This window comes from Kitasatospora sp. NPDC101155, from assembly GCF_044768305.1.
In the GTDB taxonomy this organism is placed as follows: Bacteria; Actinomycetota; Actinomycetes; order Streptomycetales; family Streptomycetaceae; genus Kitasatospora.
Window position 1 is genome coordinate 44,563 of record NZ_JBIWPN010000021.1, and the last position, 14,692, is coordinate 59,254.

At 71.7% G+C, this 14,692-nt stretch carries 18 protein-coding genes, 1 pseudogene and 1 riboswitch; of the genes and pseudogenes, 10 read left to right on the forward strand and 9 right to left on the reverse strand.

The annotated features are described in order from the left end of the window. Nucleotides 1-21: 21 nt before the first annotated feature. Together ACIRYZ_RS27545 and ACIRYZ_RS27550 are read right to left on the reverse strand one after the other, a co-directional pair. Entirely contained in the window at nt 22-297 is a 276-nt protein-coding gene (locus ACIRYZ_RS27545; protein ID WP_402948977.1) for a hypothetical protein, read from the reverse strand. Then, nucleotides 294-731: an ATP-binding protein gene (locus ACIRYZ_RS27550; RefSeq protein WP_402948979.1), complete on the reverse strand. Its 438-nt coding sequence runs from the start codon at nt 729-731 to the stop codon at nt 294-296. The genes ACIRYZ_RS27545 and ACIRYZ_RS27550 overlap by 4 nt, the downstream gene beginning before the upstream one ends. 231 nt (nt 732-962) lie before the next feature. On the opposite strand from ACIRYZ_RS27550, the gene ACIRYZ_RS27555 reads away from it, so the two are divergent. The 3 genes from ACIRYZ_RS27555 (at nt 963) to ACIRYZ_RS27565 (ending at nt 2,554) form a co-directional block, all read left to right on the forward strand. After that, nucleotides 963-1,823: a DUF5753 domain-containing protein gene (locus tag ACIRYZ_RS27555; RefSeq protein WP_402948981.1), complete on the forward strand. Its 861-nt coding sequence runs from the start codon at nt 963-965 to the stop codon at nt 1,821-1,823. A 5-nt stretch (nt 1,824-1,828) separates the two neighbouring features. Beyond that, entirely contained in the window at nt 1,829-2,047 is a 219-nt protein-coding gene (locus ACIRYZ_RS27560) for a DUF397 domain-containing protein (RefSeq protein ID WP_402948984.1), read from the forward strand. A 177-nt stretch (nt 2,048-2,224) separates the two neighbouring features. Beyond that, on the forward strand, nt 2,225-2,554 hold the full coding sequence (locus ACIRYZ_RS27565; RefSeq protein WP_402948986.1) for a DUF1330 domain-containing protein: 330 nt from the start codon (nt 2,225-2,227) through the stop codon (nt 2,552-2,554). Between the two features lie 140 nt (nt 2,555-2,694). Here the strand turns inward: ACIRYZ_RS27565 and ACIRYZ_RS27570 are convergent, their stop codons facing one another. From ACIRYZ_RS27570 to ACIRYZ_RS27580, 3 genes are read right to left on the reverse strand one after another with little or no spacing between them, the layout of a single operon-like run. After that, nucleotides 2,695-3,258: a hypothetical protein gene (locus tag ACIRYZ_RS27570; protein ID WP_402948989.1), complete on the reverse strand. Its 564-nt coding sequence runs from the start codon at nt 3,256-3,258 to the stop codon at nt 2,695-2,697. After that, entirely contained in the window at nt 3,255-5,015 is a 1,761-nt protein-coding gene (locus ACIRYZ_RS27575) for an alpha/beta hydrolase (protein ID WP_402948992.1), read from the reverse strand. Before ACIRYZ_RS27575 ends, ACIRYZ_RS27570 begins: the two co-directional genes overlap by 4 nt. 3 nt (nt 5,016-5,018) lie before the next feature. After that, nucleotides 5,019-5,426, reverse strand: a complete 408-nt coding sequence (locus ACIRYZ_RS27580; protein WP_402948994.1) for a hypothetical protein — start codon at nt 5,424-5,426, stop codon at nt 5,019-5,021. Nucleotides 5,427-5,613: 187 nt separating this feature from the next. Between ACIRYZ_RS27580 and ACIRYZ_RS27585 the strand changes: the two genes are divergently transcribed. Beyond that, nucleotides 5,614-5,907, forward strand: coding sequence for a hypothetical protein (locus tag ACIRYZ_RS27585; protein ID WP_402948997.1), 294 nt, complete (start codon nt 5,614-5,616; stop codon nt 5,905-5,907). A gap of 193 nt (nt 5,908-6,100) precedes the next feature. On the opposite strand, the gene ACIRYZ_RS27590 is transcribed toward ACIRYZ_RS27585, so the two are convergent. Further along, nucleotides 6,101-7,057: an NAD-dependent epimerase/dehydratase family protein gene (locus ACIRYZ_RS27590; protein WP_402949000.1), complete on the reverse strand. Its 957-nt coding sequence runs from the start codon at nt 7,055-7,057 to the stop codon at nt 6,101-6,103. A gap of 152 nt (nt 7,058-7,209) precedes the next feature. Between ACIRYZ_RS27590 and ACIRYZ_RS27595 the strand changes: the two genes are divergently transcribed. Then, entirely contained in the window at nt 7,210-8,550 is a 1,341-nt protein-coding gene (locus ACIRYZ_RS27595; RefSeq protein ID WP_402949002.1) for an ALF repeat-containing protein, read from the forward strand. A gap of 76 nt (nt 8,551-8,626) precedes the next feature. Here the strand turns inward: ACIRYZ_RS27595 and ACIRYZ_RS27600 are convergent, their stop codons facing one another. After that, nucleotides 8,627-8,842 carry a hypothetical protein gene (locus tag ACIRYZ_RS27600; protein WP_402949005.1) on the reverse strand — a complete coding sequence of 72 codons (216 nt, stop codon included), beginning with the start codon at nt 8,840-8,842 and terminating at the stop codon, nt 8,627-8,629. A gap of 106 nt (nt 8,843-8,948) precedes the next feature. Between ACIRYZ_RS27600 and ACIRYZ_RS27605 the strand changes: the two genes are divergently transcribed. Continuing rightward, nucleotides 8,949-9,470 carry a peptidylprolyl isomerase gene (locus tag ACIRYZ_RS27605; protein ID WP_402949007.1) on the forward strand — a complete coding sequence of 174 codons (522 nt, stop codon included), beginning with the start codon at nt 8,949-8,951 and terminating at the stop codon, nt 9,468-9,470. 27 nt (nt 9,471-9,497) lie between these two features. Then, nucleotides 9,498-9,944 carry a hypothetical protein gene (locus ACIRYZ_RS27610; protein WP_402949009.1) on the forward strand — a complete coding sequence of 149 codons (447 nt, stop codon included), beginning with the start codon at nt 9,498-9,500 and terminating at the stop codon, nt 9,942-9,944. Nucleotides 9,945-10,122: 178 nt separating this feature from the next. On the opposite strand, the gene ACIRYZ_RS27615 is transcribed toward ACIRYZ_RS27610, so the two are convergent. Beyond that, nucleotides 10,123-10,455 carry a cupin domain-containing protein gene (locus ACIRYZ_RS27615; protein ID WP_402949011.1) on the reverse strand — a complete coding sequence of 111 codons (333 nt, stop codon included), beginning with the start codon at nt 10,453-10,455 and terminating at the stop codon, nt 10,123-10,125. A gap of 72 nt (nt 10,456-10,527) precedes the next feature. Here ACIRYZ_RS27615 and ACIRYZ_RS27620 point away from each other — a divergent pair, with 72 nt between their 5' ends. From ACIRYZ_RS27620 to ACIRYZ_RS27630, 3 genes are all read left to right on the forward strand, one after another. Further along, nucleotides 10,528-11,508: a helix-turn-helix domain-containing protein gene (locus tag ACIRYZ_RS27620; RefSeq protein WP_402949014.1), complete on the forward strand. Its 981-nt coding sequence runs from the start codon at nt 10,528-10,530 to the stop codon at nt 11,506-11,508. 350 nt (nt 11,509-11,858) lie between these two features. Next, nucleotides 11,859-12,974 (forward strand): RNA-binding protein, encoded by a 1,116-nt coding sequence (locus ACIRYZ_RS27625; RefSeq protein ID WP_402949017.1) that lies wholly within the window; start codon nt 11,859-11,861, stop codon nt 12,972-12,974. Nucleotides 12,975-13,154: 180 nt separating this feature from the next. Beyond that, a riboswitch (cyclic di-AMP (ydaO/yuaA leader) is annotated at nt 13,155-13,323 on the forward strand. Nucleotides 13,324-13,325: 2 nt separating this feature from the next. Then, nucleotides 13,326-14,282, forward strand: a complete 957-nt coding sequence (locus ACIRYZ_RS27630; RefSeq protein ID WP_402949019.1) for a CAP domain-containing protein — start codon at nt 13,326-13,328, stop codon at nt 14,280-14,282. 231 nt (nt 14,283-14,513) lie between these two features. On the opposite strand, the pseudogene ACIRYZ_RS27635 reads toward ACIRYZ_RS27630, so the two are convergent. After that, nucleotides 14,514-14,687: pseudogene (locus ACIRYZ_RS27635) on the reverse strand (DUF6192 family protein); the annotation flags it as partial. Between the last annotated feature and the right edge of the window lie 5 nt (nt 14,688-14,692).

The following is a 14,692-nucleotide window of genomic DNA, read 5'->3' on the forward strand; positions in this document are numbered from 1 at the left end:
GCCGGGCGGGGACGGAGGAGTTCAGGGCTGGTGGGTGCTGATGGTGATCGGGTGGGCGGTCCAGTCGGTCGTGTCGCCGACGTAGAGGGTGGTGCTCCAGCTGCCGCCCCGGGCGAGGCAGCGGGCGACGCCCTGGCCGCCGCCGGGACCGATGCAGATTCGGATGAAGTCCCGGTGGGCCTCCCGGACGGGGAGTTCGCGGACGCGCTCCCAGAGGACGGGCAGGGCGTGGTCGAGGCCGGGGAAGAGGGCGGGCGTCATGATGCCGGTGATTCCGGCCCGGACGGCGGCGGTCACGCGGCGGCCTCCTCGGGGGTGACGTGGCACCGGACGAACTTGCCGATGCCGCCCTCGCGCGGGGAGCAGCCCCAGCTCTGGGCCAACTCGTGGACGAGGAGCAGGCCCCGGCCGGTCTCGGCGGAGGCGGGGGCCTCGCGGAGCGCGGGCTTCTCGCTGTCGGCGTCGTGCACCTCGATGCGGAGGGTGTCGTCCGGGGTGAGGCGGAAGTGGACGTGGATCAGGCGGTCGCGCGGGACCCGGGCGTGCTGGACGGCGTTGGTGACCAGCTCGCTGACGAGCAACTCGCCGGTCGGGAGGAGGAGTTCGCCGACCGGGAAGGGGGCGAGGAAGTCGCGGAGCCGCTGACGGGCGACACCGGGGGAGGTCGGGCGCCGGGGCAGTCGGCAGGCCTTCTCGGCGGGGCCGGGGGAGGGCGAGTCGGTTTCAGGCATGGCGGAGCCACCTCCGGAGTGTGCGGGGTGAAGACGGCCGAGGAAGGCATGGGAATGCCCGGGGCGATGAGCCCGCCATGGTCACTTTGAGTTGAGTGGCGAACTACGGTGAGTAGCATGCTCCTGGAAGCTTCTATGTTGCAAGTCTTCACTTTGGAAGCCGGGCAAGATTGTTGTCGAAGGTGGGGTGGGGGCAGACTGGCAGATCACGGAAGAGGGGAGGTCGCGGCTGTGGCCACGAACAGGAATCCGACAGTGCGTCAGCGCCGGCTGGCTCGAACGCTCAAGGAACTGCGGACCGGGGCGAACCAGACGATGGCCCAGTCGGCGCGGCATCTGGCATGCGCCGAGAGCAAGATCAGCCGTATTGAGGCCGCCCAGTCCGGCATTCGGCTGGTGGACCTCAGGCTGTTGCTCGACCTGTACGGCGTGACGGATCCGGAGGCCAGGGGCCGTTTGGAGGTCCTGTCGCGCGAGGGTCGTCTTCGTGGGTGGTGGGACCGCTACTCGGACACTCTGTCGCCGCACTATGCCGACTACATTGCGCTGGAGTCCGATGCGTCGGACATGTACAGCATCCAAACTTTCCTGGTGCCAGGGATCTTGCAGACCGAGGACTACACCAGGGCGGTTGTGAGGGTGCAGATAGAGGATGCGACGCCCGGCCAGATCGAGACTCTGACGAAAGTTCGCCAGGAGCGTCGCTCAGTCCTTGCGAGGGATCTGCCGTTGCGGGTGTGGGCCGTGATCTCGGAGTCTGCGCTGAGGCATCAGGTCGGCGGTCCGGCGGTCATGCGTGAGCAACTCCTCTCCCTGGCGGCCTCTGCTGAGCGCCCTAACATCAACGTCCAGATTCTGCCTGCGGCATCGGAGGTTCACGCGGCGCTCTTCGGGCCGGTCACCATCCTCGGCTTTCCGGAGACCGCTGAGACGGATGTGGTGTACGTCGACAGCCTCCTCAGCACTCTGTACCTTGAGGAGCCGGACGAAGTCTTCAAGTACACCCATCTGTTCCGCCGTGCGCTGGCGGAGTCGCTTCCCCGCAATGAATCGATCGCGCTCATCGAGCGCATCGCGAGTGAGAAGGCCTAGGGATTGTGAGCGAGTTCTCGCCGTATGGCGCTGAAGGGGTCGAGTGGCGAAAGTCCTCGTTCTCTGGTGCACAGAGCGAATGTGTGGAGATGGCCAGTGGTGTGACCGGTGTTGTGCCGGTGCGGGACTCGAAGGACCCGGACGGGCCGGCCCTGCTGTTCGCGGCCGATGCGTGGTCCTCGTTCCTCGCCGGGGTCAAGGGCGGGGAGTTCCCGGCCAGCTGAAGCAACAGGGGTGCCCCGCGCGGGCTGTGGCCGTGCGGGGCACCTGCCTGCTGTGCCAGGGGCAGGCAGCATGCCGGTACCCCCTGCTTATGCGTGACTGATTCGGCCCCTGCCCCCTGCGCCCTACTGTCGGAGGCGTCAGACGGAAACGCCCACGACGAACCCGCAGGAGCAGCCATGACCGCCTACGCGATCGCTCAGGTCCACTCGGTGGAGTTCGGCCCCGACATCGTCGAGTACCTGGAGCGCATCGACGCCACCCTCGACCCCTTCGACGGCCGCTTCATCGTCCACGGCGGCGCGTACGAGACGGTGGAAGGCCGCTGGGGTTCGGGTGGCACGATCGTGATCGAGTTCCCCGACGTCGAGCGGGCCCGCACCTGGTGGGACTCGCCCGCCTACCGGGAGATCCTGCCGCTGCGCACCCGGCACATGGCCGCCGACATCATCCTGATCGAGGGCGTGCCCGCCGGCTACCGCGGCGCGCAGAGCCTCAAGGAGCACTGAGCCCTGACCCTGTCGGTGATCTTGGCGCTTCCCGGTGCGCAAGCGTAATCAGCGGGTGTGGTGTGACGAGGACTTCGCGGACTGGTATCCGCGCCAAGCCCGTCCGGCCCGAGGAGCCGGGCCGGACGGGCTTGGCGGTGTCAGTGCGACCAGTAGGAGTCGTCGAACGTCGCGCACTGGGCGGCGTAGTTCAGCGGTCCTTGGCCGAACCCGCCCTCCAACTTGTCATCGGTGGTGTCGGTGACATCGGTCATGGTGGCTCGCATCTCGGCGCAACCGTTCACACCCACGACGAACCAGAGGGTGAATCCCGGGTCCTTCACCTCCACGGACCACCCTTCACGGCGAACCGGGTACCCCTTTGCGGCCCAGAGCGCCTGGACGATCTCCAGCGGCTCGTTGAACCGCTGTGAGCTGATCCGGACTCGGGCCGCCTGCTGGGCGATCATCATCGCCCGACCCGTCTTCTTGCACCCGGACGTACCGCAGAACCCCGTCAAGTCCGGGTCGCTGTAGTACCTCGCGTCGGCCCACTGGAGCCCCGGGTGGAAGGCCCCCGCGACATCGGCGAGTTCGGCCTCGATCCGGTGCTGTGCCTGGTCGACCGGCACGATGGGTTTCTCGGGCTCCGGCCAGGCGTACCAGCCGACCAGGAGCGCCAGCAGTACCCCTGGCACGGCCATCCGCCATACCTTGGCCCTCACCTCGGGTCCTCCCGGGTGATCGTGTTCCCGTGGCCGCTCACGATCTTCCCGATGTTGGGGAGCGAGTCGCCGCCCTTGTCGTCCTTCCCGAAGTAGTTGTCGTGGGAGTCGCCCACTGACCCGTCAGCCACCGAGAAGCGCTGAGCACCGAAGCCCTGGCTTGCCGGGTCCGTGCCGTGCCACAACCCGTCGGGATTCGTGATCGCCTCGACCGCAGCCCACCCGGGAACGAACATCCCGGGGGCCGGCGCCATCGCGATGGGGTCGTACTTGGCCGTGCCGACGTACACGTGATCCGCACCGATCCCGAGCTGCGATGCCTTGTCCACCCCGACACCCGGGCTGCCGACCAGGACGATGTCGTCGACGGGCAGGCCACCAGGCTGCTGGGTCGCCTTCCCGACCACCAGGGAGCCGTAGCTGTGCCCCTGCGCGGTCATGTGCGCCGGCTCCCCCTCGTGGGTTGCCCGGAGTCCGTTGAGGAACTTGTTGTACGCGGCCCCGCCCTCCTCCGCCCGGTCCTGCATGAGCACCGAGGGGCCGGAGCCCTCCAGCTGCGGGGCGTCGTACCCCAGCCAGAACACGGACGCGACGCTCGGCGTGTCGTGGTTGATCTGCGCACTACTCACCGCGGAATCGTAGACGCGCTTCGCCGTCATGGCGTCGCCGCCTCCGACGCCGGCCATGGTGCTGTTCAGCCCAGGCACCAGCGACGAGACGTTCTTGGCCTTGTCCGGGTCACCCCAGGAGATGATCGCGCGGCCCTGCCCCTGATCACCGATCCCTAGCAGCAACAGCGGCGGGTTGGAGCCTGGCCCGCCAAGACCATTGTCCACTTTGCCGTCGAGCCGGTCCTGAATGGACTGGAAGCCCGCGAGCTGCTCCTTCAGGGTGTCGCGCTTGCGCTTCCACTCCGTGTAGTCGGGGTTCTCGACGGGCCCGCCGTTGGTCTCGGCGGGGTCCAGGTACTGCTTCGGCGCGGGGCCGAGGTTCTTGAGTTGATTGTTGCGGTCCTGGATCAGGTTCTTCAGGTTGGTCTGGTTGGCCTTGTCGCGGACGGCGGCGGGGATGCCGTCGAGGTTGCCGATCTGGTCGGGGTGGTTGAGGATCATCCGCTGCTGCTGCTCGTCGGTCAGGCCGTTCCACCAGCCCTTGACGCTGTTCGGGTCGGTGCCGGCGGCGGGGATCTGCTGGAGCGCGTTCGCGGCGTCCGTGTCGGCCTTCGCGGTGGCGGAGTCGAGCCCGGTGCCGTTGCTGGCGTTGGTGGCGAGGTGACCGAGCCGGGCGTTGATGGTCTGGTCGGCGTGGTCGGCCTCGTTGAGGGCGGCGGTGATCCGGTCCTGGATCTGCTTGGCGTGCTCCGGGGCGCCGTGCCCGGCGAAGGTGGGTGATTTGGGATCGTTGTCCCAGGTGATCCCGCCGTCGGGGGCCACGGTGAGCCCCGCGGTCTTGGCGTCGTCGAGGGCGCTGATCAGGTGCGCCTGAGCGGCGGCGAAGCCGTCGTAGGCGTCCTGCAGGGCGCGGCTGACCAGGCCGATCTCCTGCTGGGCGGCCTTGAGTTCGTTCTCCAGGTTCTGCATCCGGGTGTTGGCGTGGTCAGCGGCGGTCCCGGTCCACTGCGAGTTGTGCAGCCGGTTGACGACCTCGCTCTGCCAGTTCTCGACGTGCTGACCGAAGGCGGTGGCCAGGGTGTCGAAGGCGTTCTTCGCCGTGGTGATGCCGATGATGTCGGCGTCGTGAAGGGTCTTGATGTCCATCGGTTACTCGGCCGCCTTCGCGCTGCTCGGCTTCACGGGGCCGGGGACGAAGGTGGTGTCGAAGGGGTCCGGCTCCTGCCCGTTCGTGACGGGCGCGCTCGGGTTGCGCATGCTGTTGTGGGCGTTCTGTTCGGCCGTTCGGTAGTAGGTGGCCGTCGTACCGAGCTTGGTGCCGACGTCGCCCATGTCGGTGCCGAGCTTGTCCAGCAGCGTCTTCCAGTTCGTGCCGCAGTTCGTGATGGCGGTGGCGGTGAGCCAGCCCTTGAGGCCTCCGGCGGCCTGGCTGCACGGGTCGGTGAGCTTCGCCGTCTCGCCCGGTATGAGGCCGCCTATGTGTTGTGCGCTCTGTCCGCAGCCGTCCAGTTCGGCCGGCTTGACCTTGAACTCCAAGCCCGCGTCAGGATCTGCCATCCTTCGTCCCCCCCCGTCAGATCCGGACCGACCGGTTGCCGGGCCGGTCCGTAATGATCGAAAACTGACGAAGCATGTTATCGGATTATTAGCACGCATTCCGACGAACAGGGGTCGGGCGGACGCGGAGCGGCCGTACCTCCGGGAAGGTTTGGCCCCGAACCGCCAGTGGGGTGTCAGATGTCCGATGCTGCAGGTCTCACCACGCCGGCGGGCACGGCTCGTCGAGATCATCCACAACCTCAACGGTCGCATCGTCGAGGCCCGCATGAACGGCTGGCTCGGCGAAGTCCAAGGCCTCCGGGCCGGCCTGACCAAGGCCAAGGAGAAGCTCACCGCCCTCGACCGAAGCCTGAAACGCGCACGCGGCGACGGCCGACAAGCGGGCCGAACCGCGTTATCCGTCGCTCTCCAATTGCCGACGTTCGGGATGAGGTCGTCCATTGACACCTCTGTGTACGGCATGACCAGAGCCGCATGAGATGGCGACACTCCTGCGGCTCGCGGTCGTCTGCTAGGCAATCATGAATGACCGAGCACGGTCCCGCGCGCGTTGCCGAGCCAGGTGCAGGGGTGGTCCGGCATGGGCGGCTGGTCAGTGTCGTCCCGGAAGGCGTCGCTGGTGTCGACCTTCCTGTCACGCGCCGCGACCGCCCCGTCCGTCGGCCCGTCACCTACCGCGCCGCAGGCCCCTCCAGCCGCTCGCGCCACCAGCCGACCGTCGCCGCGAGCTGCTCCGCCAGCGGCGTGGCCCGGACCGCGAACTCCGCCTCGTAAGCGGAGGCGTCCACGGTGAACGGGCGGTCGAACTGGTAGCGGACCTCGCGCAGTTCGCGCAGCAGCGGGGAGAACAGCCCGGCCACGCCGAGCAGGACGGGGGACAGGCGGCGTACCGCGACCGGGCCGGTGCCGGCCTCCGCGGCCAGGCGATCGACCATCGACCGCACCGACAGGGCGGGGGTGGTGGGCACGTGCCAGGCCCGGCCCCAGGCGCTTTCCTCGCCCGCGACCTCGACCAACGCCCGTGCCACGTCCGGCAGGTAGGTCCAGCTGTGCGGGGTGTCCGGGTCGCCGAGGACGGCGACGGAGCGGCCCTTGAGCAGGCCCGGCATCGCCCGGGCGGCCAGGTGGCCGCCGTCGGTGACACCCGGTCCGAAGAAGTCCGAGGCCCGCACCTCCACGGCCCGGATCCGCCCGGCCTCGTGCAGCGCCCGGGCCTGCTCCCAGGCCGCCGCCCGCACCCGCCCCTTGGGACCGGTCGCGGCCAGCGGCAGGTCCTCGGTCATCGGACGCTCGACCGGGCCGTAGCCGTACAGGTTGCCGAGCATGACCAGCACCGCGCCGCTGTCCTCGGCCGCCGCGCACAGCGCGGAGTTGAGGGCGGGCCAGCGCTCGGTCCACTGCGGCAGCGGCGGCGCGGCGCAGCCGTAGAGCGCGACGGCGCCGCGGGCGGCCTGCGCCAGCCCGGCGGGGTCGCTCGCGTCGAGGGCGAGGTGTTCGACGCCCTCGACGGCCTGCCCGGCAGGGCGCCCGGTGCGGGTGACGACCCGGACCCGGCGGCCCTGTTCGGCCAGCAGGCGGGCGGTGGCGGCCCCGGCGGGCCCGTGTCCGACGACCAGATGGAAGCTCATCCGCCCACCCTAGCGGCGTACTTGACCAGGCGAGACACGCCTTCGGACGGGGTCCGGCGGCCCGGATAAATACTTGGTATGGCAAAAGCAAAAGAGGATCTATGCTGTGGGGCGTTCACGATCCCTTCACATGAAGAAGCAGGTTCCGCTGCATGAAGCTGCCCCGGGTGTCCGCTGTCGTCGCGGCCGCCGTCCTGGCCCCCGCCGTGCTGTTCCCCTCGACGGCCTCGGCCGCCGACGCCCCTCAGCCGGCCGGCGTCTCCGGTCCTGACACCGCATCGGGTTCCGCGCCGGACGCCGCCCCCACCGAGGGTACCGACGGCCAGGAGCAGCGCGACCGCGCCGAGATCCAGCGGATCCTGGCCGACAAGGAGACCGGGCCCGGGGTGCGCGAGGCGGCCGAGAAGGCCCTCAAGGGCGGTGCGGCCGAGCTGCGGCACTTCCTGGAGGTCGATCTGGCTAAGCAGCGCGGTGACGACACCCGGGTGAAGGTGTCCCAGATCATGGCCTCCGGCGGCCCGGCCGTGCGCGAGGCGGCCGGCAAGGCGCTGGACGGCGGCGACGCGGCCATCGCGCAGTTCCTCAAGGAGGGCTGGCCCGCCGCCCAGGCCGAGGACCAGGACCGCGCCGAGATCCAGCGGATCCTCGCGGACAAGGAGACCGGGCCCGGGGTGCGCGAGGCGGCCGAGAAGGCCCTCAAGGGCGGTGCGGCCGAGCTGCGGCACTTCCTGGAGACCGAGCTGCCCCAGCAGCGCGCCATCGACAACCAGGTGAAGGTCGCCCAGCTCATCGCCTCCGGCGGCCGCGCCGTGCGCGAGGGGGCCATCAAGGCGATGAACGGCAGCGACGCGGACATCACCAAGTTCCTCAAGGAGGGCTGGCCCGCCGCCCAGGCCGAGGACGACCGCGTCGCGGTGCTGGTCGTCCTGGCCGACAAGAACATCAGCCGGGCCACCGCCGAGGCCGCCCAGAAGGCGCTCAACGGCACCCCGGCCGACGTGGCCCACTTCCTGCAGGTCGAGCTGCCCAAGCTGCGCTCCGACGACAACCGGGTGAAGGTCTCCCAGATCATGGCCTCCGGCGGCCCGGCCGTGCGCGAGGCGGCGGGCAAGGCGATGGACGGCAGCGACGCCGACATCCTGGCCTTCCTCAACGAGGGCTGGGCCAAGGCCCGCGCCCTGGACGAGGCCGCCGCGAACAAGCCCGCCGACAAGCCCGCCGACAAGCCCGCCGGGCAGCAGGACCAGGGCGCCCAGCAGCCGCAGACCGTCCAGCCGGCCGCCCTGACCGAGACCACCACCACCGGCACCACCGGCTCCGGCGCCGCCGCCACGGGTACGGGCGCGGACGCCGAGGCCACCGCCACCCGCACCGGCACGCTCGCCGCCACCGGCACCGACGGGCTCGGCTGGGAGGCCGGCGGCGCCGCCGCGGCCCTCGCCGCCGGGGCCGCGCTGGTCGCGATCTCCCGCCGCCGCTCCGCCGAGAGCTGACACCCCCGTACCTCCCCGGCCGTCGCCGCCGTCACGGCGACGGCCGGGGATACGCGTGTCTCAGCCGCCGGGCCGCTCAGTCCCCGGCGCCGCCGTCCCCGCCGCTCACACTCCTGCGCCGCCTGCGCTGACTGCGCTCAAGGCGCCGCAGCACCTCGCCCGCGCCGAGCGTGACGGCCGCGACCGCGCGCACCCAGCGCGGCCCGCCGCGCTCGGCCCACACCACGCACCCGCACCCGGCGAGCGTCAGCACCAGCAGCGCCACCAGTGCCGCACCGACCACCACGGTCACCCCTTTTCCTCTTCCGGCCCACCCGGTTCGGCCCCGAACCCCCTACTGTGCCAGGATGCCGACCCGAAAGCCCTGATGATCGACTGAACGACCCGAGGAGTCACCCGTGGCCACTGCCCGGTTCGCCACCCTGCACACCACGGCCGGCCCGATCCGGCTGGAACTGTTCCCGTTCCACGCGCCGAAGACGGTCCGCAACTTCGTCGAACTCGCCGAGGGCACCCGGGAGTACACCGACCCGCGCACCGGCGAGCCGGGCAGCGGCCCGTACTACGACGGCACCCTGTTCCACCGGGTGATCGCGGGCTTCATGATCCAGGGCGGCGACCCGACCGGCACCGGCACCGGCGGCCCGGGCTACGCCTTCGCGGACGAGTTCCACCCGGAGCTGTTCTTCACCAAGCCCTACCTGCTGGCGATGGCCAACTCCGGCCCGGGCACCAACGGTTCGCAGTTCTTCATCACGGTGGGCACCCCCACCCACCTCAACCGCCGCCACACCATCTTCGGCCAGGTCGCCGACGCCGCCTCCAAGGCCGTCGTCGACGCGATCGCCACCACGCCCACCGAGGACGACCGCCCGGTCGCGGACGTCGTCGTCACCTCGGTCGAGATCACCTACTCCTGACGGACTGAGCGACCGGTCGGAGCAGCGATGGACGGCCCCGAGCCGATGACGGCCTTCCCGCCCCGCCCCGTGCGCGGCGTGCGGGCCCGCTACGTGTTCCAGGCGGGCTGCCCGAGCGACGTCGCCGACGCCACGGTGGACTTCGAGCCGTGGGAGGAGGGCCTGCACCTGGAGGCCGCCGCCGGCGCCACCGTGCACGGCGACCCGACGCCGGAGGACCTCGCCCGCTACCACGCCGCGCTGGCCGAGGGCGTCCACCTGGAACTGGCCGAGCAACTGCCAGGCATCCCCGTGGCGTTGGCGCTGGTGGTGTACCACACCGTCGTGCACGCCGTGGACACCAGCGAGCACTCCTACCGCAAGGCCGGGCGCCTCGCCGTGCGCGAGGTGCTCGCGCACCTGGGACTGCCGGTGGATGGGCAGACACCGAGCCGCCGCCCGGCCAAGCGCGGGCGGCGGCAGAACGGGAGCTGACGGCTCGGAGGCGCGACGCACCACGGTGCGCCGCGCCGCCACCCGCCTCCGCGCCGCCACCCGCTTCCCGGCGGGCGTCCAGGACGCCCGCCGGGTCCGGTCCACGCCGGAACGCACGCGAGCGGCGCCGCAGGGCGATCCGTTCAAGGCCGAACCCGTCCCGGCCCCCGGTGGTCCGTCAGGCGGAGCCCAGGGTGATGCCGAGCATCCGCGCGCCGGTCTCGGTGCGCGGCCGGTGGCTGCTGCCCGGCGCGAACACCACGTAGCTGCCCGCCGGGTGCCGCTCGTCCCCCTCGATCACCTCGCCGCTGAGCACGTAGTAGCGCTCCTCGGTGTGGTGCACGTCCACCTCCGGCCACTGGCTGCCCGGCGCGAAGTCGATCAGCCAGCCGCGCGCGTACCCGGTGGCCGTCAGCCGCCGCCGCACGATCCCCGGCCCCACCTCGACCGGCTCCACGTCCTCGGCCAGCAGCGTCGTCTTCAGCCCGTCGTTCCCGTCGTTCTCGCTCATGCCCCCCACTGTGGCCGCCGCCGCCCCCACCGTCCCAGAGTCCCAAAAGACATCCTCAGGTACATTCCTGCCATGGACGCCCCCGCCGCGAACCCGGCCCGCCACCGCGTGGTGGCCCTGCTCGGCACACCCCAGGCACCCTTCGAACTCGCCTGCGCCGCCGAGGCCTTCGGCACCGAACGCGCCGGGCTGCCCTCCCACTACGACTTCACCTTGTGCACCCGGACCCCCGGCCCGGTGCCGACCACCCTCGGCGTCCCGCTGCTGGTCCACGCGGGCCTGGAGGCGCTGGAGCGGGCCGACACCGTGGTCGTCCCCGGCTGGCAGCCGCCCGGCTCCCCGGTGCCGCCCGCCGTCCTGGACGCGCTGCGCGCCGCCCACGCCCGCGGCGCCCGGATCGTGTCCATCTGCAGCGGCGCCTTCGTCCTGGCCCAGGCCGGACTGCTGGACGGGCGCCGCGCCACCACCCACTGGGCCCGCACCGCCCAACTCGCCGCCGAGTACCCGGCCCTGACGGTCGACCGGGACGTGCTGTACGTCGACCACGGCGACGTCGCCACCAGCGCCGGCTCCGGCGCGGGCATCGACCTGTGCCTGCACCTGCTGCGCCGCGACCACGGCGCGGCCTACGCCGCCCAGGTCGCCCGGCACATGGTGCTGCCCCCGCACCGCGAAGGCAGCCAGCTGCAGTACGCCGCCGTCCCGGTGCCCGCCCGGGCGGACGAGTCGCTGGCCCCGCTGCTGGAGTGGGCCGAGGAACACCTGGGGGAGCGGCTGGCCGTGGAGGACCTCGCCGCCCGCGCCGGGCTCTCCGGGCGCACCCTGGCCCGGCGCTTCGCCGAGCAGCTGGGCACCAGCCCCGGCCAGTGGCTGCTGGCCCGGCGCATCGACGCCACCCGGGCGCTGCTGGAGCAGACCGACCTGCCGGTGGAGGCCGTCGCCGTGCGGGTCGGCCTGGCCTCCGCCGTCAACCTGCGCCGCCGCTTCCGCGCCGCCCTCGGCACCACCCCCGGCGCCTACCGCCGTACCTTCGGCAGCGCCCGCGCCGACTGAGTACCAGGTGCTCGGCGGGCTCGGAGACGTGACCGCCGAGGAGGGCGAGGTCGGTGAGCAGGGTGTCGGCGCAGTCGTGGGCGCCGGCCCGGGCGAGGGCGGACCCGGGTGTACTGCCCAGCCGGCTCGGGGGCGTCACACTTCCTCGCTGATCCTTCGAGTGCCAGGACAGCCGGCGTCATGTTCAAAGGGGCGGTGGCACTGGTGCCGGGTGAAGAGCGGCTGCAGTGGACCCCGGACCTGTTCGTGAGTCAGATCCCGCTCGAAGGCCTCGCGGTCGCCGGGCAGGCTGCCGTACGTGCTGGGGTACGGGTGCTGCGCGGGCCGACTGCGGGGATACCGTGAGCCCGGTGGAGTACGTGTACCGAGTGACCAAGTACGACCCTGCCGACCGCGACGAGCGAGGCCACTACGTCGGTACCGAGGACAGCGAGAGCGACCACGGTCCGGTCGAAGCCGCGTACCTGCGCGCCGTCGAGGACTTCGCGTGCGAGAGCGGGGTGACCCGGCTGGCCGTCCGGGAGCCGCACGCCCCGTCCCCGTACCACGACGGCGAGGAGATCCCGCTCTCGGTCGCCGTGGAGGTGGTGCGCGGGATGCTGCGCGGGGACGGGTTCTACTGCCGGCTGGAGGCGGCCGGCCGGTTCGAGGTCCACATCGGGTGGGACCTGTACATGTACCTGGGCAGCCGGGTGCCGTGCCCCCGGGCGGTGGAACGGACTCGGGCGCTCGGCCTCTTCCCCGAACCACTGAGCGCCTCCCCGTACGAGCCCGAGGAACGCTCCGACGAACAGCGTCCGGCCGACGAGACCTTCTGGGCCCGGCTGCGCCACCTGCTGCTCGAACAGTCGCTGCTCCTGGAGGAGGGCTACCTCCACAACGCCACCCGATGGCACCGGTTGACACCCGACACGCTCGAAACGGTACGGGCCGGCCTCGCGCCGCGGGCCATGCTCTCCGTCTGGCCCGACCTGAGCACCGATGTCGCCGCAGTGCTGGCCGACCTCCCCCAGGACGGCCCGGCCGAGCTGGTCTGGGAGGACGCGCAGGGCCGGATCAGCAGCATGGGCACCGAGGAGCCGGAGCCCGCTGACCTGGCCGAGCTGGCCGCCGGGGCCCGGGCCGCAGCCCTGCTCTCCTGCTGTACGGACGACCGCAAGCCGCTGCTCACGGCCGTACTGCCCGACCCCGACGGCGTGTTGCGCGCCCGCTGGCGGACCGACCCCACACCGGGCGACCAGGCGTGGGCACTTCTGCGAGGGCTCGCGGTCGGGGAGATCCGCTCGGGGGCGGAGCTCGCCGGGATCGAGGTGGAGACCGAGGGCGTGGTCGCCGAGGTGGGGGAGGAGGTGCGAGTCGAGATCGTGGGGGTGGATCTGGTGCGGCAGCGGGTCTCGGGAGTACTCCGGGCGGGGGGCGGCGGCCGTCGCGCCCGGCATCGACAGCCGGGAGAGTTGTCCGATTAGGGTGATTATGCTGCGCTTTGTCAGCTAATTTGGCATTCCATCAGATCTTCGCCGAATGTCCATGTGATGTGCATGATACGAACTTGTGTCTTCCGGGCCGATCTGCCTAGCGTGCAACCTGTTCGCACCTGCGGACCCTGCCGCCGGGACGCCGAGTCCTGTCCACCGGTCGGCCGGACGTCGAGCAGTGCACCGGGCAGGAGCGGGGGAACCAGGTAGTTCGCCGCGCCCTGCTCGGTCCGTTCGCGGACGAGACGGGTGCGGCTAGGGGTGAAGCCGCTGCGTGCGGCCGGGCTACCTCACGGCCCGAACCCGACAGCTCACCTCGCAGGCGTCGCAGAGGGACGCCCCATGCTGACTTCAGGTATCGGCCGGCATCGCCGTGCGCGCCGGAGACACACCCCGCGTCTGGCCGCCACCGCCGGGATCGCCGGCGCCGGCCTCATGCTGCCGCTGCTGAGCGCGAGCGGAGCCTCCGCCGTGCCCGGCTCCCACACGTACGCGAGCCACGCCGGGTGGCAGGAGCACCACCAGCACCGGAACCAGAGCGACTCCGACGGTCAGCACCGCCACCAGGCCGACCCGCAGGCCGCAGGGCCCTCCGCTCCGGCCCCGGCCGAAGCCTCGCTCCCCTCGCCGTCGCCGTCCGTCCCGGCCTCCCGCGCCCCGGAATCCGCGACCGCGCGTTCCGGTGGCGAGTCCCAGGGCTCCCACTCGGCGCGGCCCTCCGCTCCGGCCCCGACCCCGGCGTCCCACACGTCCGCGCCGTCGTCCCCGTCCGCGCCGTCGTCCCCGTCTGCGTCGTCGTCCCCGTCCGCCCCGGCCACGCACGCCCCCGCCCCCGCGGCCACGCCCACCGCCCCGGCCGCGCAGACCGGTTCGAGCTCGGACGCCGTGCAGCAGGTCCTCAAACTGATCAACCAGGCGCGGGCCGCCCAGGGTCTGCCCGCCTACACCATCACGTCGGGGCTGACCAGCAGCGCCGGGGCCCACGACCAGACGATGGCCGGCGGCTGCGGCATGTCCCACCAGTGCCCGGGCGAGGCCGAGTTGGGGGCGCGGGAGACGGCCGCAGGCGTCCAGTGGAACGCCGCCGGGGAGAACATAGGCTACGGCAACGGGGTTTCCACCTCGGCCCAGGACATCGCCGCCATGGCGGTCAGCCTGACCCAGGACATGCTGAACGAGACGCCGCCGAACGACGGCCACCGCAAGAACATCCTCAGCAGCGAGTTCACCCACATCGGCATCGCCGTCCACCGGGATGCCAGTGGAACCGTCTGGCTCACCCAGGACTTCTCCAACTGACCCGTCCGTCAAGGACGTAGGGCGAGGCCCCTGACCACGAACCCCGATCCACCGGGCCCTACGCCGTACCGCCCCGCAGCGGTGCCACCGGGCCGGGGCGCAGCGGGATCGCCCCGGCCCGGTGGACGCGGGCGGTCGGCCCGGCGGGGCGGGCCTCGAAGAGGACCCTGCGGACGGTGTCGGCGTGCCGTTCGGCGGTCGCCGACCGCGCTCGGAGGCGCGGGGCATCGCCTACTCACCCCGGAGCGGGCGGGACGGCTCGCCGCCCATGTCGACCTTCCCGGTGTCGACCGCGGTCTCGATCCAGTCGAGGGTCGCTCGCACCCGCGCGTAGTTCTCCCGAATCACCGCCTGCTCGGCGTCGCCGAGCAGGCGGTCGCGCAGGCCCGGGACCACCCGGCCGGCGACGC